At 46.5% G+C, this 21,032-nt stretch carries 12 protein-coding genes, 2 tRNA genes and 2 rRNA genes; 8 read left to right on the top strand and 8 right to left on the bottom strand.

Annotated features, from left to right (window positions below):
- The first annotated feature begins 79 nt into the window (after positions 1-79).
- The 4 genes from N5E84_RS12160 (at position 80) to N5E84_RS12145 (ending at position 3,662) form a co-directional block, all read left to right on the top strand.
- Positions 80-155, top strand: a tRNA-Glu gene (locus N5E84_RS12160).
- A gap of 307 nt (positions 156-462) precedes the next feature.
- Positions 463-3,353 (top strand): 23S ribosomal RNA (locus tag N5E84_RS12155).
- Positions 3,354-3,440: 87 nt separating this feature from the next.
- A 5S ribosomal RNA gene (gene rrf, locus N5E84_RS12150) occupies positions 3,441-3,556 on the top strand.
- 29 nt (positions 3,557-3,585) lie between these two features.
- Positions 3,586-3,662: transfer RNA gene (locus tag N5E84_RS12145), tRNA-Asp, on the top strand.
- A 198-nt stretch (positions 3,663-3,860) separates the two neighbouring features.
- Here the strand turns inward: N5E84_RS12145 and add are convergent.
- The 6 genes from add to glnA form a co-directional block, all read right to left on the bottom strand.
- On the bottom strand, positions 3,861-4,865 hold the full coding sequence (gene add / locus N5E84_RS12140; RefSeq protein ID WP_017049395.1) for an adenosine deaminase: 1,005 nt from the start codon (positions 4,863-4,865) through the stop codon (positions 3,861-3,863).
- Between the two features lie 91 nt (positions 4,866-4,956).
- The gene (locus N5E84_RS12135) at positions 4,957-7,530 is read right to left on the bottom strand and encodes an EAL domain-containing protein (RefSeq protein ID WP_019282855.1); all 2,574 of its coding nucleotides are present in this window, start codon (positions 7,528-7,530) and stop codon (positions 4,957-4,959) included.
- A gap of 81 nt (positions 7,531-7,611) precedes the next feature.
- Positions 7,612-9,015 (bottom strand): nitrogen regulation protein NR(I), encoded by a 1,404-nt coding sequence (gene glnG / locus N5E84_RS12130; protein ID WP_019282854.1) that lies wholly within the window; start codon positions 9,013-9,015, stop codon positions 7,612-7,614.
- A gap of 39 nt (positions 9,016-9,054) precedes the next feature.
- A complete protein-coding gene (gene glnL / locus N5E84_RS12125; protein WP_029388366.1) occupies positions 9,055-10,101 on the bottom strand; it encodes a nitrogen regulation protein NR(II) in 1,047 nt (348 codons plus the stop codon).
- 134 nt (positions 10,102-10,235) lie between these two features.
- Positions 10,236-10,817: a DUF4124 domain-containing protein gene (locus N5E84_RS12120; protein WP_019282852.1), complete on the bottom strand. Its 582-nt coding sequence runs from the start codon at positions 10,815-10,817 to the stop codon at positions 10,236-10,238.
- Between the two features lie 148 nt (positions 10,818-10,965).
- Positions 10,966-12,375: a glutamate--ammonia ligase gene (gene glnA / locus N5E84_RS12115; protein ID WP_017043509.1), complete on the bottom strand. Its 1,410-nt coding sequence runs from the start codon at positions 12,373-12,375 to the stop codon at positions 10,966-10,968.
- 500 nt (positions 12,376-12,875) lie between these two features.
- Here glnA and typA point away from each other — a divergent pair, with 500 nt between their 5' ends.
- The 4 genes from typA to N5E84_RS12095 all read left to right on the top strand — a co-directional run bounded on the left by typA (position 12,876) and on the right by N5E84_RS12095 (position 17,158).
- Entirely contained in the window at positions 12,876-14,699 is a 1,824-nt protein-coding gene (gene typA, locus N5E84_RS12110) for a translational GTPase TypA (protein ID WP_010319743.1), read from the top strand.
- 133 nt (positions 14,700-14,832) lie between these two features.
- Complete coding sequence (locus N5E84_RS12105; RefSeq protein ID WP_017045688.1) at positions 14,833-15,747, top strand: virulence factor BrkB family protein; 915 nt, start codon at positions 14,833-14,835, stop codon at positions 15,745-15,747.
- Positions 15,719-16,153 (top strand): D-aminoacyl-tRNA deacylase, encoded by a 435-nt coding sequence (dtd, locus tag N5E84_RS12100; RefSeq protein ID WP_013855445.1) that lies wholly within the window; start codon positions 15,719-15,721, stop codon positions 16,151-16,153. Before N5E84_RS12105 ends, dtd begins: the two co-directional genes overlap by 29 nt.
- A gap of 72 nt (positions 16,154-16,225) precedes the next feature.
- Positions 16,226-17,158, top strand: coding sequence for a bifunctional GNAT family N-acetyltransferase/hotdog fold thioesterase (locus N5E84_RS12095; RefSeq protein WP_019282850.1), 933 nt, complete (start codon positions 16,226-16,228; stop codon positions 17,156-17,158).
- Here the strand turns inward: N5E84_RS12095 and N5E84_RS12090 are convergent.
- Together N5E84_RS12090 and pckA are read right to left on the bottom strand one after the other, a co-directional pair.
- On the bottom strand, positions 17,119-19,053 hold the full coding sequence (locus N5E84_RS12090; protein WP_019282849.1) for an AsmA family protein: 1,935 nt from the start codon (positions 19,051-19,053) through the stop codon (positions 17,119-17,121). The genes N5E84_RS12095 and N5E84_RS12090 overlap by 40 nt on opposite strands.
- 107 nt (positions 19,054-19,160) lie before the next feature.
- On the bottom strand, positions 19,161-20,789 hold the full coding sequence (gene pckA / locus N5E84_RS12085; RefSeq protein ID WP_013855443.1) for a phosphoenolpyruvate carboxykinase (ATP): 1,629 nt from the start codon (positions 20,787-20,789) through the stop codon (positions 19,161-19,163).
- Positions 20,790-21,032: the final 243 nt, after the last annotated feature.

The following is a 21,032-nucleotide window of genomic DNA, read 5'->3' as shown; positions in this document are numbered from 1 at the left end:
TACACTGATGAGTGTCCACACAGATTGATGGTTTATACAGTTTAAGAGACGAGGATGTTCCCAAACATTCTTACTTAGTGTCCCGTTCGTCTAGAGGCCTAGGACACCGCCCTTTCACGGCGGTAACAGGGGTTCGACTCCCCTACGGGATACCATCTTTAAATGTTCTTACGAGAATCTTTAAAAATGGTTTCTTTCTTTAGTAGAAAGTCAAATCGTGCTCTTTAACAATTTGGAAAGCTGACTGATAACAACGAACGTGTTTGTTGTTATCAAATAAAAGTTCTCAACATCAATGCGTTTAACGTATTGATACCAAACACATTCAAGTGTTCTTGGGAAAGCTTACTTCGGTAAGTTTTCAAAATTGAGTCCGGCAAAATCAAACGTCTCTCGCTCATTCAAATAATGAGAGACAACCTTGGTGACTTGTCTACAACACGAAACTTCTTCGGGTTGTATGGTTAAGTGACTAAGCGTACACGGTGGATGCCTTGGCAGTCAGAGGCGATGAAGGACGTAGTAACTTGCGATAAGCGTAGATTAGGCAGTAACAGCCACTTGAGTCTACGATTTCCGAATGGGGAAACCCACGTGCATAAGCACGTATCCTTACCTGAATACATAGGGTAAGGAGGCAAACCGGGGGAACTGAAACATCTAAGTACCCCGAGGAGAAGAAATCAACAGAGATTCCGAAAGTAGCGGCGAGCGAAATTGGACTAGCCCTTAAGCTTTTAATGATGCAGGTGAAGCCTCTGGAAAGTGGCGCAATAAAGGGTGATAGCCCCGTAACTGTTCCATCATTATAAGTGAAATCGAGTAAGGCGGGACACGTGTTATCCTGTCTGAACATGGGGGGACCATCCTCCAAGGCTAAATACTACTGACTGACCGATAGTGAACCAGTACCGTGAGGGAAAGGCGAAAAGAACCCCTGTGAGGGGAGTGAAATAGAACCTGAAACCGTGTACGTACAAGCAGTAGGAGCACCTTCGTGGTGTGACTGCGTACCTTTTGTATAATGGGTCAGCGACTTATATTCAGTGGCAAGGTTAACCGAATAGGGGAGCCGTAGGGAAACCGAGTCTTAACTGGGCGCTTCAGTCTCTGGATATAGACCCGAAACCGGGTGATCTAGCCATGGGCAGGTTGAAGGTTGAGTAACATCAACTGGAGGACCGAACCGACTAATGTTGAAAAATTAGCGGATGACTTGTGGCTAGGGGTGAAAGGCCAATCAAACTCGGAGATAGCTGGTTCTCCCCGAAAGCTATTTAGGTAGCGCCTCGGACGAATACTACTGGGGGTAGAGCACTGTTAAGGCTAGGGGGTCATCCCGACTTACCAACCCTTTGCAAACTCCGAATACCAGTAAGTACTATCCGGGAGACACACGGCGGGTGCTAACGTCCGTCGTGGAGAGGGAAACAACCCAGACCGCCAGCTAAGGTCCCAAATTACTACTAAGTGGGAAACGATGTGGGAAGGCTCAGACAGCCAGGATGTTGGCTTAGAAGCAGCCATCATTTAAAGAAAGCGTAATAGCTCACTGGTCGAGTCGGCCTGCGCGGAAGATGTAACGGGGCTAAGTAGTAAACCGAAGCTGCGGCAATACAGTTTACTGTATTGGGTAGGGGAGCGTTCTGTAAGCCGTTGAAGGTGTGTTGTAAAGCATGCTGGAGGTATCAGAAGTGCGAATGCTGACATGAGTAACGATAAGGGGGGTGAAAAACCTCCCCGCCGGAAGACCAAGGGTTCCTGTCCAACGTTAATCGGGGCAGGGTAAGTCGACCCCTAAGGCGAGGCTGAAAAGCGTAGTCGATGGGAAACGGGTTAATATTCCCGTACTGCTTATAATTGCGATGGGGGGACGGAGAAGGCTAGGTGGGCCAGGCGACGGTTGTCCTGGTTCAAGTGCGTAGGCTAAGAGACTAGGTAAATCCGGTTTCTTGTTAGGCTGAGACACGACGTCGAGCTGCTACGGCAGTGAAGTCATTGATGCCCTGCTTCCAGGAAAAGCCTCTAAGCTTCAGATTATAAGCAATCGTACCCCAAACCGACACAGGTGGTCGGGTAGAGAATACCAAGGCGCTTGAGAGAACTCGGGTGAAGGAACTAGGCAAAATGGTACCGTAACTTCGGGAGAAGGTACGCTCTTATTGGTGAAGTCCCTCGCGGATGGAGCTGACGAGAGTCGCAGATACCAGGTGGCTGCAACTGTTTATTAAAAACACAGCACTGTGCAAAATCGCAAGATGACGTATACGGTGTGACGCCTGCCCGGTGCCGGAAGGTTAATTGATGGGGTTAGACTTAGGTCGAAGCTCTTGATCGAAGCCCCGGTAAACGGCGGCCGTAACTATAACGGTCCTAAGGTAGCGAAATTCCTTGTCGGGTAAGTTCCGACCTGCACGAATGGCGTAATGATGGCCACGCTGTCTCCACCCGAGACTCAGTGAAATTGAAATCGCTGTGAAGATGCAGTGTACCCGCGGCTAGACGGAAAGACCCCGTGAACCTTTACTACAGCTTGGCACTGAACATTGAACCTACATGTGTAGGATAGGTGGGAGACTTAGAAGCGCAGTCGCTAGATTGCGTGGAGTCGACCTTGAAATACCACCCTTGTCGTTTTGATGTTCTAACGTAGGCCCCTCATCGGGGTTGCGGACAGTGCCTGGTGGGTAGTTTGACTGGGGCGGTCTCCTCCCAAAGAGTAACGGAGGAGCACGAAGGTGGGCTAATCACGGTTGGACATCGTGAGGTTAGTGCAATGGCATAAGCCCGCTTAACTGCGAGAATGACGGTTCGAGCAGGTACGAAAGTAGGTCATAGTGATCCGGTGGTTCTGAATGGAAGGGCCATCGCTCAACGGATAAAAGGTACTCCGGGGATAACAGGCTGATACCGCCCAAGAGTTCATATCGACGGCGGTGTTTGGCACCTCGATGTCGGCTCATCACATCCTGGGGCTGAAGTCGGTCCCAAGGGTATGGCTGTTCGCCATTTAAAGTGGTACGCGAGCTGGGTTTAGAACGTCGTGAGACAGTTCGGTCCCTATCTGCCGTGGGCGTTGGAAGATTGAAGGGGGCTGCTCCTAGTACGAGAGGACCGGAGTGGACGAACCGCTGGTGTTCGGGTTGTCATGCCAATGGCATTGCCCGGTAGCTAAGTTCGGAATTGATAAGCGCTGAAAGCATCTAAGCGCGAAGCGAGCCCTGAGATGAGTCTTCCCTGGCACTTTAAGTGTCCTAAAGGGTTGTTCGAGACTAGAACGTTGATAGGTTGGGTGTGTAAGCGCTGCGAGGCGTTGAGCTAACCAATACTAATTGCCCGTGAGGCTTAACCATACAACACCGAAGGGGTTTTGTGGACTCAATGGAAGAACATTGAATGTGTGAATGAGAACGAAACAGCTTTCCGAATTAAGAAATTTTCTTGGCGACCATAGCGTTGTGGACCCACCTGATTCCATGCCGAACTCAGAAGTGAAACACAACAGCGCCGATGGTAGTGTGGGGTCTCCCCATGTGAGAGTAGGACATCGCCAGGCTTTGAATATTGTCTAACCAGACACGCTGCGGAGCGGTAGTTCAGTTGGTTAGAATACCGGCCTGTCACGCCGGGGGTCGCGGGTTCGAGTCCCGTCCGCTCCGCCACTTATTAAGAAGCCCTGCTAGTAATAGCTGGGCTTTTTTCGTTTGAGAAAAATAGCATTTTATTTTTTATCACTCTCAGGACCGTCGTGTGGTAGCTATACTTTGTTCAATCTATTCTTATTCTTTTCGGTCTCTATGTCTTAGGTATAAAAAAGCCGATGTATTAAACATCGGCTAGAGAGACATGGTTCAGGAGATTTAGCTACGCAAAGCGGCTTTGGCTGACAGTGCTTTTTTATCTGAGTCTGAAAGAAAGGCTAATTCTAATCCGTTAATTTGCGCTTGTCTGATCTGCTCTTGAGAAAGACCCGCTTGAGGTGCTGCAACTTCATATTCATATGGAAGTTCAATACCTTCAACCGCTGGGTCATCAGTATTTAAACAAGCAAGTATCCCATGCTCTAAAAACTGTTTTATAGGATGATGAGCAAGAGAGTTTACTGTGCTCGTTTGGAAGTTTGACGTTAGGCAAGACTCAATGCCAATACGATGTTTGGCAAGATAATCCATTAGCTTAGGGTCATGGACGGCTTTTACTCCGTGTCCAATGCGTTCTGCGCCTAGCTCTTTAATTGCCTGCCACATACTTTCTGACCCCGCCGCCTCTCCAGCATGTACTGTAACTCTTAGTCCTGCATCTCGTACTTGTTTAAAGTGAGAAATAAATCGCTCGCCCGGCTGCCCAAGTTCATCGCCCGCTAAGTCGACTGCAACAATGTGCTGCTTTTGAGTCAAAATAGCGTCTAGCTCCTGCTGACAAGCATCGGTGCCAAAAGTGCGGCTCATAATTCCTATTAGGTTAGCCTGAATACCGAAGTCTCGAACGCCCGCTTGTACCCCATCAACTACAGCCTCAACAACGCCAGCGATAGGCAGTTGATGTTTCATAGCCATATAGTAAGGAGAGAACCTCAGCTCGGCATAATCAATTTGAGCATTTAAGGCATCTTCGACATTTTCGTAGGCGACTCTTCGGCAAGCATCGAGATCACCCAATACGGCAACTCCCCAATCAAGTTTTGATAGAAAGGCGACCAATGATGGTTCTGCTTCGACGATTTGTACATGAGGTGTGAGCTCTTCTATGTTGCCAGCTGGCAGCGCTACACCAAATCGTTGCCCTAGTTCTAAGATAGTTTTGGTTCGAATGTTGCCGTCAAGATGGCGATGCAAATCAGTAAGCGGTAGATTTTTAGTTATCATTATGTTTTTCCGAAAGTGTGTATGGCATCAAGTATAAAAATCAATGTGGCCAGTGTCAGCTAGCAAAGAGTATTAAATCACCCAATTCTGTTTATTTGGCTTTTATGTTTACCATATCTGTTGACCATTCGTTAAAAGGGATAGCTTTACTAAACAGAAAGCCTTGTCCCTGAGTGCAGTTAAGCATGGTTAGGAGATGGACTTGCTCTTTGGTTTCAATACCTTCTGCCACAATTTCGACATTAAACCCACGAGTCATGTTGATGATTGCCGCAACGACTGAGCTACTGAGATTTGTCTGTTCGAGCTGCGATACAAACGCCCTGTCTATTTTTAAACAATCGAATGGAAGTTGATGCAAATAAGAAAGGGAGCTGTATCCGGTACCAAAATCATCTATCGCGATATGGATGCCCAGCTCTTTGAGTTTGTTCATGTTTGCTAAAATAACTGGGTCGTTATCAACAATTCTTGATTCTGTGATCTCTAAAGCGAGGTTATTGGGTTCAAGCCCCGTTCTTTCCAAAGTCGCTTTGAGTTCATGAACAAACTGAGGTTGAGATAGCTGGTTCACTGAGAGGTTGACGTGCATTTTAAACGTCGATCCCCATTTACCCATCTTGATGCCTTGCATCGTATCAAAACACGCTTGGTACAAGATTTGCTCACCAATCAGGCCAATAAAGCCGCTTTCTTCAGCGATAGGAATGAATTCCAAGGGAGGAATGATATCACCGCTTGGTGTCACCCAGCGTGCCAAGGCTTCAGCTCCGATGATATCTCCCGTTGATAAGTTTACAATTGGTTGATAATGCGGAATATATTCTTTGTTCTCTATGGCAAGCTTAATTTGAGTGAGCATTTGCGTACGTTTACGAGAAACATCGTCCATCTCTGGAGAGTAATAGCAGATCCTTGAGCGCTCTTGTTTGGCGTGGCTGAGTGCGATGCTACCATTACGTAACCATAGCGCCATAGTATGGAGTGTGTCATTAGGGAGTACGATGCCAATGGAGGCATTGACGACCACTTTTTCATTATGCATTGAGAATGGGACAGCAAACATTTGTAATATGCTGTTAGCCGCGGATTGGGCTTCATTCTTTTGTTGTAAAGAGGGGATGTAAATAGCGAATTCATCACCACCTGTACGAGCAATACATGAGGTGCTTGCAAATAGTGTGCGTAATTTTTCAGCAATAATTTGTAATAGTAAGTCACCTTGCTGATGTCCCAAGCTGTCATTAATATCTCTGAATTTATCGATACCGATAAGCAATAGGCTGCCATTAATTTGATTTGATTGACTAAAGTTATCAATTAAACCTTCACGGCTATAGAGCTTGGTTAGGGAATCGTAGATCAATTGGGAATGCAATGCCTTAAATGAGGCTTTTAGGTTGTTGGCCATTTCATTGAATGAATAAACAAGCAAACTCGTTTCATAAATATTGCCAGCTTTCGGCATGTTACTTTCCCAATCCCCTTTTGCTAGATGCTGAGCAGCCGCCGCGGTAGCGGTAATTGGAGTGGTGATTCTATTAAAGGCAATGAGCCCTATACCGATGCCGATAAGGCTAACAATGCTGCCAATAATCCAACTGTTTTGTTGGTTTTCTGGCAATCGACCAAGTAGATCGGTTTCTGAAATCGAGACGCCAATAAACCATTCGATGCCATGTTTATCTTTAAAGGGAGTGAGATGATTAAAATAGCGGGTGCCATCAACTACCGTTTCGAATTTGTTGAGTGTTGCTGACAGCATTTTGTCATGGTTATCAATATAATGTGCACTGGCTTGGATCACTGGGTTGGCATTTTCGATAGCCAGTAGTCGCTCTCCTTTTGCCGACAGTTCGGTCCCCCAAGAGACAACGGTGCTGGTATTGGAGTGAGCTACCAATCTTTTTTCTGGATCAATAATATACACGTTGGCATGAGTTTTCTGTTGCAGTGAGGCCAGAAACGCATTGAACGTATCGATTTTTACATCAGTCACCAAAACACCGATGAACTTGTTCATAGAGAAAACGGGTGCTAAAGCAGAGAGCGTGATCTCTTGGCGTTCATCAACATTAGTGTAGATTGGCGACCAACTTGGGCTTAAACTTTGTGCAACAGGAGTATACCAGGGGCGAGTTCTTGGATCATAATCGGCAATGGTGGAGCGAATATCTTGATTGATGGTTTTTCCTGAGTAGATCACCAAGTTTTGCTGAGTTCGATTATCTTTCACCATCAAGGTAAAACTATCACCAATCTCTTTGCGAAAGCCCACGTACTCCGCCTGTTCGCCACCAAATCCGATCACATCAATTTGTTCTAGCGGTCGATAAAGCGTTTCAAAACTGGCAAGCAGATATCCTTCTACTTTACTGACATCGTCCGCAGAATAGAACTGACTAAAGCCGATCGTGTGGCTTAAAGCGAGGCTGGCTTGAAAAGGTTCATCGAGAAAACTGATCAGTCGCTGCTCTACATTGGCATTTAATGATGAAAGCTGCTTGCTGCTAATGTCATCAACCATCTCTTCATAACTGTATTTTTGTACACCCACAATCACTCCAATCGTTATGAGGAAAATCATAACAAATGGTAGAACAACGGCTGTTTTCAACGTTATTTGATTCGTAAATGACATGTCGTGTCTTCTGCATCCATACAAATTATCGGTAAAACACGCAAGGTGGTGGGTGATTGCATTGTGCCAGAAAGTGAATCACTGCACCTGATCATTAAAAAATTATCAGTAAAGTTCTTTTAACTTCCTTGTCAACGTATTGCGCCCCCACCCAAGCACCTTAGCTGCGTCTTGTTTGTGACCATTGGTGTGATGAAGTGCTGCTTCCAAAAGTATGCGTTCAAATTCAGGAAGTGCATAAGAAAGCAGCTCTGTTTCTCCTGAAGCCAATGAAGATTTAGCCCAACTTGCGAGTTGTTGTTGCCAACTTATAGCACTATCAAAGTCACTATTTTTCTTTTCCGACAATAATTCGGGAGGAAGATCACTGGGTAGCACCTCGCTGCCACTGGCCATTACCGTTAACCAGCGACACATATTTTCAAGTTGTCGTACGTTTCCCGGCCATTCAAGACGATTCAAAATTTCAATGCTCTTAGGATGCAGCGTTTTCATTTCTACGCCTAATTCTTTTGCTGCAGAGGCGAGAAAGTGCTTGGTCAGTTTTTCTATATCTTGGCTTCGTTCACGCAGTGCTGGGATATGAATACGAATGACATTGAGACGGTGAAAAAGGTCGTCACGAAACTTTCCTTGATGAACGAGCTTTTCTAAGTTTTGGTGAGTAGCGGCGACAATGCGGACATCCACTTTGATTGCTGAATGCCCTCCTACTCGGTAAAACTGACCATCGGCTAAAACACGCAGTAGCCGAGTTTGAATGTCGAGCGGCATATCGCCAATTTCATCTAAGAATAGAGTGCCCCCGTTGGCCTGCTCAAAACGCCCTTGGCGGACACTGTTTGCACCAGTGAATGCTCCTTTCTCATGACCAAACAGTTCTGACTCGATGAGATCTTTTGGAATTGCGGCCATATTGAGGGCAATAAACGGTTTTTGGGCGCGTGGGCTATGGCGATGAAGCGCGTGAGCGACTAACTCTTTCCCGGTTCCTGATTCACCATTGATCAAGACTGAGATTGAGGAACGTGATAAACGGCCAATCGCCCGAAATACCTCTTGCATTGAAGGGGCTTCTCCAATGATTTCCGGTGTACTATCAACGCCAATCTGTTGATTGGATTGTTCTTTGCGCTGCTCCTGACTATGCGCAATGGCACGTTCAACCAAGGTGAGGGTTTCATCGACATCAAAAGGTTTAGGCAGATACTCAAAGGCACCCTTTTGATAGGCATTCACCGCGGCATCAAGATCTGAGTGGGCAGTCATGATGATGACGGGCAACTCAGGAGATCGTGAATGAACTTGGTTTAGCAGCTCAATACCATTCATGCCCGGCATGCGAATATCGGAAACGAGCACATCGGGCGTTTCTCTTTCTAGCGCCAGTAACACACTTTCGGCATCGGAAAACGTTTCGCATTTTATGTTGGCTGATGAGAGCGTTTTTTCCATCACCCAGCGGATCGAACTATCATCGTCCACCACCCAAACGTATCCTTTACTCATAATGTTTATTCCTTAGCAGCAAACCCAATCTGACAGCGGTCAAATGGGTAAATAAATAGTAAATGTGGTTCGACCTGGCCAGCTTTCAACCTCGATTTTTCCATTGTGCTGATCGATCAGGTTTTGTGAGATAGAAAGACCCAGCCCCGTCCCACCTTCACGGCCGCTGACCATGGGGTAAAACAGTGTGTCTTGTAATTCGGTAGGAATGCCTGGGCCGTTATCGCTGATTTCTATGCGTGCCACTAACTTATGGCGCTGTCCGTGAATATTGGCTTGGTGCACTGTTCTGGTGCGAAGTGTGATTTTACCATGCGGATCATGAGATAAAATCTGTGCCGCATTGCTGACGATATTCAGTAATGCCTGCTCGATTTGATCGGTATCCATCAAAATATCGGGCAAGCTGGGGTCATAATCTCGTTCAATCACCAAGTGTGTGCTGGCTTCTAGCTCAATCAATTGGCGGACTTTTTCCAAAATTACATGGAGATTTTCAGAGCACTTCTTGCCCGGTTTTTGTGGGCCGAGCAAACGATCAACGAGCGCGCGCAGTCGATCGGCTTGTTCAATAATAATTTGGGTGTACTCAGTGAGACTGTGGTCCGGCAACATTCTTTCTAGCAGTTGCGCCGCGCCGCGTAGCCCACCTAATGGGTTTTTAATTTCATGCGCCAGCCCGCGAACTAAGAGCTTTGCCGCTTGCTGTTGGGCGTGCTGATTGAGCTCTTGTGTTAACCGTCGTTGTTGGCCAATTTTGCGCATTTCGACCAAAAGCATCAGCTCGCGTTGCCAAGATATAGGGCTCACGGTCACTTCCAGCATCAGTGGCTTACCATCGACCACAAACGTAACATCGCTATCAGTAATACTTTGGCCACTTTGCAACGGCTGAGAAAGCAGCGCTAAATCAAGAGAAGCGTGCTGGATGAGTTTTGACAGTGGTTGGTTGATAATTCGCTTAGCACTTTGGGAGAAGAGTTGTTCAGCCGCTGGATTGGCATAACGGATACAAAGAGACTCATCGAGCATCAAGGTGGCGGTAACGATATTATTTAAAATCGTTTGGCTTAGCTCACAATTCACGTTTTCATCCTTGTCCGTGTTCCCAAATGATGCAATGCACAACTTTGGTGCATTGCATGGCTAAGTATGGCGCATCGGTGTCAGAAGAAAAAGTGAAACCTGTTGTTATATCGAGCTTATTGGCGAAGAGTTCATCACTTGATGCTGGCTCGATGTAAATGCACCGTCACAGGGTTAGACGATGCAATAATCTTGCCGTTTACAACTACTTGAATTAAAAAGCGATGCGTTCCTCTATCTAGATTTTTCAGCGTCCAAGTAGGTTGAGTGGCGGGGGCGCCATAGGCCTTGTCATTCATGACCAATTGCAACTGTTCACTGACGGTTAAGTTGCGATTGAGTTCGGCGTTGATTGAAATAACGCCCGCATTGCTGCGTAAGGTTTCATCGTCAGCCGGAGAGCGAATTGCAATGGTTAGCGGTTCTATTTTGTTGACATGGGTTGCGGATTTTTCCAGTGGCAGCTCTTTGGTAAGGTTAGTGACGGGGTGAGAGTTTTCAAAGGTTGGCTCAGGCGCATCGGCCTGAAAATCAGGAATCGAAATTTGCTTTGCTCCCTTATCTTGTGGGACATCGCTAAGATGCAACACGCCGTTCGCATCCACCCACGTATAGACGTTTTGTGCAATTGAAGTCGCGGAATAAAGCATGATGAGTGTTAGGAGTAAAGTTCGGATCAGATTCACAGGCATCCCCCTATATAGAGATGTTTTCACGTTAAGGGTATCGGCTTTTGAGTGCCGTTATTGTTGTAACGCTAATGTTACGACGTTCGGAATTAACCCCAAATATGAAAAAGGCTCACCTGCGAGGCGAGCCTAATAAATCCGTAACCTAAGTTACATTTTGTACTAAAGCTAAGAATTATACCGAGTAGTACAATTCAAATTCTAGTGGGTGAACGGCCATGTTGACGCGTTCTACATCTTTTGCTTTTAGCGTGATGTATGAGTTGATGAAATCATCAGAGAATACGCCGCCAGCGGTCAGGAATTCACGATCTTCATCCAGTGCTTTTAGTGCCACTTCAAGTGACTCGGCTACTTTTGGAATCTCAGCGGCTTCTTCTGCTGGTAGGTCGTACAAATCTTTATCCATCGCTTCTCCTGGATGGATTTTGTTCTTGATACCATCAAGACCAGCCATTAGAAGAGCGGCAAACGCTAGGTATGGGTTCGCTGCTGGATCTGGGAAACGAGCTTCGATACGACGTGCTTTCGGGCTTGGTACTACTGGAATACGGATAGACGCAGAACGGTTACGAGCCGAGTAAGCTAGCATTACCGGTGCTTCAAACCCAGGGACAAGGCGCTTGTACGAGTTTGTTGATGGGTTAGCAAATGCGTTGATGGCACGCGCGTGCTTGATGATACCGCCAATGTAGTAAAGCGCTAAGTCAGATAGACCGCCGTACTTGTCACCAGCAAATAGGTTTACACCATCTTTTGCAAGAGATTGGTGAACGTGCATACCTGAACCGTTGTCGCCAACAAGAGGCTTAGGCATGAAGGTTGCTGTTTTACCAAAGGCGTGCGCAACGTTGTGCACCACGTATTTGTAGATTTGGATCTCATCGGCTTTCGTGGTTAGCGTATTAAAGCGCGTGGCGATTTCGTTTTGACCTGCGGTCGCTACTTCATGGTGGTGAGCTTCAACGACGAGGCCCATCTCTTCCATGATCAAACACATGGCTGAACGGATGTCTTGTGATGAGTCAACCGGTGCAACAGGGAAATAACCACCTTTCACACCAGGGCGGTGACCTTTGTTACCACCTTCAATTTCAGCGCCAGTGTTCCAAGCCGCTTCGATATCATCAATTTTGAATGAGGCACCAGACATATTGTTGGTGTATTTCACGTCATCAAAAAGGAAGAACTCTGGCTCTGGACCGACAAGAACGGTGTCTGCGATACCTGTTGAACGCATGTAATCTTCTGCGCGTTTTGCGATAGAGCGTGGGTCACGATCGTAGCCTTGCATGGTTGCAGGCTCTAGAATGTCACAACGAATGTTAAGTGTTGCGTCTTCTGTGAACGGGTCAAGAACTGCACTTGATGCATCAGGCATCATCACCATGTCAGACTCATTGATTCCTTTCCAGCCAGCAACGGATGAACCATCGAACATCTTACCTTCTTCGAAGAAGTCTGCGTCGACTTGATGAGCAGGAATAGAGATATGTTGCTCTTTGCCTTTCGTGTCGGTAAAGCGCAGGTCAACAAACTTAACTTCGTTTTCTTGGATCAGCGATAGAACGTTTTCTACTGACATCTTGGATAACCTCCAGTGTTATTAAAGCGGTAATGGCCCGAATCGAATTGAAACTAGCATTGATTAATTTCATTCTAAACTTATTAATCGATGCTGTTTCTAATAAAGCTAAATTCGTGCCAATTAAATTAATCCTTTAATTTCAAGTGCTTTGGTTGTTCTTTGTCGAATTTAAATGCTTCTCTGCACCAAAAAGATCCTTATTTGCACTATTTTGGTGCCTTGAGTTTTATGTTGCACCATTAACTACCAAAGCGCACACTATTCAGCCTAGGTTTACTAGGCTTGTCAATGCTGATTTAGTCCATTTTGATGCAATTTGTTTTAAAGCAAGTAGCGGACTAAGCTTGTGGTGAGCGAAAATCAGCGCGATAGATCACATATTTCTAGGTTTTTCGCCAAAATCTGGTACATTATTGACCGTTTTTTTAATCAAGTTCTATGCTCGTTGCGGCCTCATGCCGAAGCGAGTTACTCCCTTAATAAGTGAAGCAAAATCCATGGCTACTCCACAGATTGATAAATTAAGAAATATCGCGATCATCGCACACGTTGACCACGGTAAAACAACGTTGGTTGATAAACTGCTGCAACAGTCAGGTACGTTAGAGTCTCGCGGTAATACGGAAGAGCGGGTCATGGACTCGAACGATATCGAGAAAGAGCGCGGTATCACTATCCTTGCAAAAAATACAGCCATTAACTGGAATGATTTCCGTATCAACATCGTAGATACTCCAGGACACGCCGACTTCGGTGGTGAAGTTGAGCGTATCATGTCAATGGTTGACTCTGTTTTGCTGATTGTTGATGCGGTTGATGGCCCAATGCCACAAACTCGCTTCGTAACACAAAAAGCCTTTGCTCACGGTTTGAAACCAATCGTTGTTATTAACAAAATTGACCGTCCTGGTGCTCGCCCTGATTGGGTTATGGATCAAGTGTTCGACCTGTTCGACAACCTTGGTGCAACAGATGAGCAGCTCGACTTTAAAGTGGTTTATGCCTCTGCACTGAACGGTTGGGCGACACTTAACGAAGGCGAAGTTGGCGAAAACATGGAACCTTTGTTCCAAGCGATCGTTGACAATGTAGAGTCACCACAAGTTGACCTTGATGGCCCACTACAAATGCAAGTTTCTCAACTTGATTACAGCTCTTACGTTGGTGTTATCGGTGTTTGTCGTGTGACTCGTGGTAGCGTAAAAGCGAACCAACAAGTAACAGTCGTCGGCGCTGATGGTAAGAAACGTAACGGTAAAGTTGGTACAGTTCTGGGCTATCTTGGCCTTGAGCGTAACGAAGTTGAACAAGCTAACGCTGGCGACATCATTGCGGTAACAGGTTTAGGTGAACTGAAAATTTCAGACACCATTTGTGACCAAAACTGTGTTGAAGCCATGGTGCCACTATCCGTTGATGAACCGACAGTGACCATGACTTTCCAAGTCAATACCTCACCGTTTGCAGGTAAAGAAGGTAAATACGTGACTTCACGTAATATCCTTGAGCGTCTGCAAAAAGAGCTTGTTCATAACGTAGCATTGCGTGTTGAAGAAACCGACAACCCAGATCGCTTCCGCGTTTCAGGTCGTGGTGAACTTCACCTATCAATCCTGATTGAGAACATGCGTCGTGAAGGCTTTGAACTTGCGGTTTCTCGTCCTGAAGTTATTTTGAAGGAAGAAGACGGCCAGAAAATGGAACCGTTCGAAACCGTAACGATCGATGTGATGGAAGAGAGCCAAGGCGGCGTGATGGAGAAAATCGGCCTACGTAAAGGTGAGCTGACGAACATGACTCCAGACGGCAAAGGCCGTGTGCGTCTTGATTTCATGATGCCTTCTCGCGGTTTGATTGGTTTCCAAACAGAATTCATGACCTTAACCTCAGGTTCAGGTTTGCTTTACCATACGTTTGATCATTACGGCCTACACAAAGGCGGTAACATTGGTCAACGTAACAACGGCGTGTTGATCTCTAACGCGACAGGTAAAGCGTTGACTTACGCTCTGTTCAACCTACAAGAGCGCGGTCGCCTATTTACTGAGCACGCAGATGAAGTGTACGAAGGCCAAGTGATCGGTATCCACAACCGTTCTAACGACCTAACAGTGAACTGCCTGAAAGGCAAGCAGCTGACAAACGTTCGTGCTTCTGGTACTGATGAAGCGCAAGTATTGTCACCTGCAATCAAGTTTACACTTGAGCAAGCACTTGAGTTTATTGACGACGATGAACTAGTGGAAGTGACCCCACAGAGCATTCGTATCCGTAAACGTCATTTGACTGAGAATGATCGTAAACGTGCAAGCCGTGGCTAATACCGTCATGGTATAAGTTAACGAGTTAATCTAAGGGCGAGGAGTGTACTTCTCGCCCTTTGCTTATCTGCAATATAGTCAGTTTTAGGTATAGAATGGTGATTGATGATAAAAATAAGCAGGGAGAAGGCATTTGAAAATCAAAAAGCTTGGCAAACAATGTTTACTGTTTACGCGTTATTTACTCAGCCGGATGGATCATGACCGCGTCAATGTTAATGCGGGCTATTTGGCTTATATCACGTTGTTGTCGATCGTACCTATGCTTACCGTGCTGTTATCAATTCTCTCCTCATTTTCTATTTTTGCCAATGTCGGTATGGTTATTCAAGATTTTGTGATCACCCATTTTGTGCCTGCCGCAGGCGATGTAGTGCGAGAGGCGTTGCTCGAATTTATCGCGAATACAGGTAAGATGACGGCCGTGGGCGGGGTATTTTTATTCGTTGCAGCTTTAATGCTGATTTCTAATATTGACAAGAATTTAAACTACATTTGGCGAGTTAAAGATAAACGGCGCATGGTGCTCTCTTTTTCAATGTATTGGATGGTTCTTACGCTCGGGCCAATTTTAGTCGGCGCGAGTATTGCGGCAACCTCGTATATTACCTCACTCAAGATTATTGACAGCGAAGCACTCTCTGGTGCTTATAATTTGTTGCTGCGCTGGCTACCTTTTATTTTGTCATTCTCTGCTTTTGTCGGTTTGTACCTGCTGGTGCCGAATAAAAAAGTGCATCTTTCACACGCCTTGGTCGGGGCAATGGTGGCGGCTATTTTATTTGAGTTCAGTAAAAAAGGGTTTGCTGCTTATATTACTCAGTTTCCCTCCTATCAACTGATTTACGGCGCACTGGCGGCGATCCCTATCCTGTTTGTGTGGGTCTACTTATGCTGGATGATTGTGCTCGTTGGGGCGGAGGTGACGGCGACTTTGGGTGAAAAAGAGCACTGGAGCAATGAGCAAGAAATGCTAAACTCATTGCCTATCTCCGAGCAAATGATAAAGGGAAATCAGAGTGATAGCGTTGATCCAGAGAGTGAGTGAAGCGGCGGTACGTGTTGATGGGGAAGTGGTTGGCGAAATCAATCAAGGCTTACTGGTGCTACTTGGGGTCGAAAGAGATGACGATGAGGCAAAGGCCAAACGTCTAGTCGAACGCGTGACTCAGTACCGCGTGTTTGAAGATGAAGAGGGAAAAATGAACTTGAACGTGCAACAAGTGAACGGTCAGGTTTTAGTGGTGTCTCAATTTACATTGCCAGCCGATACCAAAAAGGGGACGCGTGCCGGATTTTCAAAAGGTGCACACCCTGCTGATGCTGAGCGTCTGTATGATTACTTTTCGGATTTGTGTGAGCACATTTTGCCAACTCAGCGTGGCCGCTTTGCACAAGATATGAAAGTCTCGCTGATTAATGATGGCCCAGTGACATTCTGGCTTCAGGTTTAATAAAGAAATGGATAGAGCCTCCTTCGTTGGGATCATGCGGAGTATGAGAGGCTGTGATTTAGGGATAACCAAATGTTTAAACTGATTACGCCAAGTACCGACAACCAACTGAATAAATACTACCATTTTCGCTGGCAAATGCTGCGTGAGCCGTGGCATCTACCGATCGGCTCGGAGCGCGATGAGTATGATGGCATGAGCCACCACAGGATGATTGTCGATGGTCGTAACCGACCGATTGCCATTGGTCGCTTGTACATTACGCCAGATTGCGAAGGGCAAATTCGCTATATGGCGGTTAAAAGTAGCCGTCGCAATAAAGGTATGGGCTCTTTGGTGCTGGTGGCGCTAGAGTCGCTGGCTCGTCAAGAAGGTGCAAAGCGCCTAGTCTGTAGCGCCCGTGAAGATGCGATTGCATTTTATGAAAAGAACGGTTTTGAACGCCGGGGCTCGCTCAATGATGAACGCGGTCCGGTTCGACATCAACAAATGATCAAACCGCTTGATCCCATGGCCAATGTGATTCGCAAACCTGAATGGTGTACTGAACTGCAAGAACGCTGGGCCACGCACATTCCTATCAGCGAAAAAATGGGCATTAAGGTGACTCAATATACGGGCTACCAATTTGAGTGCAGCGCTCAGCTCAATCCGAATTTGAACCCACACAACACCTTATTTGCAGGCTCGGCATTTACCCTTGCCACCTTGACCGGATGGGGAATGGCATGGTTGCTGATGCGTGAGCGAAGCCTGAATGGCGATATTGTTTTGGTTGATAGCCGCATCCGCTATCGTCACCCTGTGGTGCATAACCCTTTAGCCTTCACTTCATTGGATGGCATTAGTGGCGATTTAGATCGTTTAGCCAGTGGACGTAAAGCGCGTATCGTCGTCAATGTCACTATCACCAGTGGCGGTAAACCCGCCGTTGAATTTACGGGAACCTATATGTTGAACCCCAATTACAAGGCATTGTTAGCCGCCGCATCATCGGCTGAGTAAGTGTCGGTTTCTGGATCACACGAATAGATGGTGTGCTGTGTGTTGTGGAGCAGTTCGAAGTGCATCTCACGGCACATCTGTTGGAGGTTAAGGTTAAGTTGTCCTTTCTCCAACTTGACCAAATCCACGTGACCATCAAGGTTTGCCTTGAGCGTCTTTCCAACCAGCGGCGTTGTATTAATCATCATCCGCCCTCTGTCTGAGTGAATGACTAAACCTTCGAGCGTAAACGGCTCATGGTTGAGGTTTTGCTCAGGATCGCTTAGCGTTAATATGCCTTGTCGAATATTGAGCGTTGCTTCACCTGTGAGGGAGTGGGCGAAGGTGGCGTAGTCTCCGGCGAGGCCGTTGACCTGCGCTTCCAATTCACTGAGACCCTCTATGGTAAAGGGAAGCTGGGTGACTTTATTGAGCACCGCTAGCGGTAGCCCATCGGCATGAATGTTGGTTTGCCAAGGCTGACTTAACGTTTGGAAATTCCAACGCGCAGTGGCATCGATATAACCGTTTTCTAACGGCATGAATAAACGATCTAGGTACCATTGGCCTTGCTCGCTGCGCATCTCAACGACGCTTTGCGTGCTCAATAGTGAATCGTAGCTGGCGCTGTTTGCGCTGATATTGAGCGTGCCTTGCCACAATCCCAAGCGTTTTTCTTTTACGAGAGTTAACTGCTTCCCTTTGGCATGGACACCAGACAATTGCCAATAAGGTGGCGCAAATAATTGAATGAGTTGGCTATTGGCGATGGTGAGTTGCTCGATGGTGAGGTTATCAACCCACGGCCAATGCTGGCTCAGCGACGTAAAATCATCTTTGCTTTCGCTCACCCATTTTACACCGCGTATAGTGAGCTGTTGCAGCGATGCTGAGGTTGGGGTGATAACACCCGCCCATTGAATATCACCTTGCTTAAATTCACTACTAAAATCCTCAATGATCAGTTTACCCGGCTCGGTGCGCAGGCTAAAGGTCGGCTCCACCCACTGCTGACCTAGCCAAGTTGCATCGTCGGCTTGCAGCGAGAACTTACCTTGTTGCTGCTGCCAAATATTGCTGTGTGGATAAATGTTCTCCAGCGAAATATCGACGTTACGCAAGCTGATATCCGCAAGCTCGATCTGACTGTTTAAAATATCTAAGCTATTGATATGGTCTATTTTGTCAAAGAGCTGAAACCAACCCGATTGGCGTAAGGAATGACTCATATCTCGGCTAAGATTGAGTTTTTCCAGTGTCACATTGATCAGCGACCAACCTTGAGGATACTGCTCGGCTTGACCTGAAATAGCCGCGCCGCGCCATGACAACGAGAGCCCATAGACGGTGCTGTTGGCAGGTTTGTAATCCATATCGAGCAGTAGGTTATTCAGCGCTTCTCCTTGCCAATAAAATTGTTCAGCTGAGAGTTGTATCTCGCCGAAAGGCAGAGCTGTTGGATCATCCGACCAATGTGGATTTTTAATCTGTAGGTTAACACCGCGCGCTAGCCAACCTTGTTGGGCGATGTCGGCGTGATTGAGCGCGATTTGGCTCACCGAAATGGGCCATGATCGCAAATCGGTAGGAAGGCCATTTTGTAGACTGATACCACTAAGTAGCACGCTATCAACGGCGATTTTTTGGTCGCGAATGAGCTGTGGGCTGAGCCAAATATCGGCTTGCTCTATCGGGATGTACTGCTTATTTTGCCGCAGTGTTAATTGGTTGAACTGAAAATGCAAAGGATACTGGTATTGAAGAGATTGAAACGTCACGTTTCCTTTCAAAAGTCGTTCAACGAGAGTTTGAGCAACGGGAGTAGCATAAGAGGTATGTAGCAGTGCAAACATACCCAGCATGAAAGTGAGAAATAGCGCGATGATCGCAATCAGCAATGCCAAAGCCTTGTTCATGGTGTCCTTACTCGTAAACCGTTACCTGCGACAGAGTGAAACAAATTACCTCACGCAGCAACAAAAAAAGCCCCTTATCAAAGGGGCTTGCTACTGACTTATCAGTTTTAGTCGAGTTGTGGGCCTGCGGCCACTAATGCTTTACCTTCTGCGTTATCAGTATACTTGGCAAAGTTATTGATAAAGCGCGAGGCGAGATCTTCGGCTTTGCTTGTCCATTGTAGAGGATCCACGTAAGTATCGCGTGGGTCGAGAATGGTTGGGTTTACACCAGGTAGTGAGGTTGGCACTTCAAGATTGAAGATTGGAATATGCTTGGTTGCTGCCTTCTCAATCGAACCATCTAAGATAGCGTCAATGATGGCGCGGGTATCTTGAATCGAGATGCGTTTACCGCTGCCGTTCCAACCCGTGTTGACTAGATAAGCTTCAGCACCAGCTGCTTCCATACGTTTTACCAGCACTTCGGCATATTGTGTTGGGTGGAGCGTTAAAAACGCTGCGCCAAAACAGGCTGAGAAGGTTGGTGTTGGTTCGGTGATGCCACGTTCAGTACCCGCTAGTTTTGCCGTAAAGCCAGACAAGAAGTGATACTTGGTTTGTTCTGGAGTCAATTTAGAGACTGGTGGAAGCACACCAAATGCATCCGCAGATAGGAAGATCACTTTATTGGCGTGACCACCTTTCGATACAGGCTTAACGATGTTTTCGATGTGGTAGATAGGATAAGAAACACGAGTATTCTCGGTTTTAGAACCATCATCAAAGTCAATCGAACCATCGCTACGTACTGTGACGTTTTCCAGTAGCGCATCACGGCGGATCGCGTTGTAGATGTCAGGCTCGGCTTCTTTGGAGAGCTTGATGGTTTTCGCGTAGCAACCGCCTTCAAAGTTAAAGACACCATCATCATCCCAGCCGTGCTCGTCATCGCCGATTAACGCGCGTTTTGGATCGGTAGAGAGTGTGGTTTTTCCTGTGCCAGATAGGCCAAAGAAAATCGCCACATCGCCATCTTTAGCCATGTTGGCTGAGCAGTGCATTGAAGCAATACCTTGCAGTGGAAGGAAGTAGTTCATCATTGCGAACATCCCTTTCTTCATTTCACCGCCGTACCAAGTACCGCCGATCAACTGCATTTTTTCCGTTAAGTTAAACACAGTGAAGTTTTCTGAGTTCAGGCCTTGCTCTTGCCATTTGTCATTGGTGCATTTGGCACCATTCATGACCACAAAATCAGGTTCGAAGTTAGCTAGCTCTTCTTCTGTTGGGCGAATGAACATGTTTTTGACGAAGTGGGCTTGCCACGCCACTTCAGTAATGAAGCGCACGCAAAGGCGCGTATCTGCGTTGGCACCACAGTAACCGTCAAGAACGAATAGACGTTTAGCGGATAGTTGACGACCCACTAGTGCTTTTAGATCATTCCATACTTCTTGGTTAATCGGTTTGTTATCGTTCTTCGCTTGTTCAGATGTCCACCATAGGGTATCGCGTGTGGTGTCATCTTTGACAATGAATTTATCTTTTGGTGAGCGGCCTGTAAAAATGCCAGTATCAACGGCAACAGCGCCAAGTTCAGTGACGACGCCTTTTTCGTAGCCTTCAAGGTCTGGGCGAGTTTCCTCGGCAAATAACAGTTCATAGCTTGGGTTGCGAACCACTTCGACTACGTTGGTTATTCCGTATTTGGTCAGGTCTAGTTGTGCAGCCTTTGTATGTTCCATAACGGTCATAGGTGCTCCTTGTAAGAGATTTTGTAGGGATTTTGTAATAATGTTTGTAATTGTTATCTGCTCACCATGCTAGCAACGGGTGGGGGATAAAACAGGGACACAGTTCAAAAATTGCCCATGACACTCCTGTGGTTTTAGGTGTCCCGTCACATATTGGCGCAACTATTTTATCGCGTACGCAAACCTTTGCGCTAGATCAATAAGATTAATACTTTTAAAAAAATAAGTACGCCATTCTGTTTG

Source organism: Vibrio sp. J502 (assembly GCF_025397955.1).
GTDB lineage: Bacteria > Pseudomonadota > Gammaproteobacteria > Enterobacterales > Vibrionaceae > Vibrio > Vibrio anguillarum.
The sequence above is the reverse complement of the archived record's forward strand: the minus strand, read 5'-3'. Positions and strand labels throughout refer to the sequence as shown.

Coding starts and splice junctions, on each gene's coding strand:
- add (WP_017049395.1), bottom strand. CDS start 4,865: ATGATAACTAAAAATCTACCGCTTACTGATTTGCATCGCCATCTTGAC.
- glnG (WP_019282854.1), bottom strand. CDS start 9,015: ATGAGTAAAGGATACGTTTGGGTGGTGGACGATGATAGTTCGATCCGC.
- glnA (WP_017043509.1), bottom strand. CDS start 12,375: ATGTCAGTAGAAAACGTTCTATCGCTGATCCAAGAAAACGAAGTTAAG.
- typA (WP_010319743.1), top strand. CDS start 12,876: ATGGCTACTCCACAGATTGATAAATTAAGAAATATCGCGATCATCGCA.
- N5E84_RS12095 (WP_019282850.1), top strand. CDS start 16,226: ATGTTTAAACTGATTACGCCAAGTACCGACAACCAACTGAATAAATAC.
- N5E84_RS12090 (WP_019282849.1), bottom strand. CDS start 19,053: ATGAACAAGGCTTTGGCATTGCTGATTGCGATCATCGCGCTATTTCTC.
- pckA (WP_013855443.1), bottom strand. CDS start 20,789: ATGACCGTTATGGAACATACAAAGGCTGCACAACTAGACCTGACCAAA.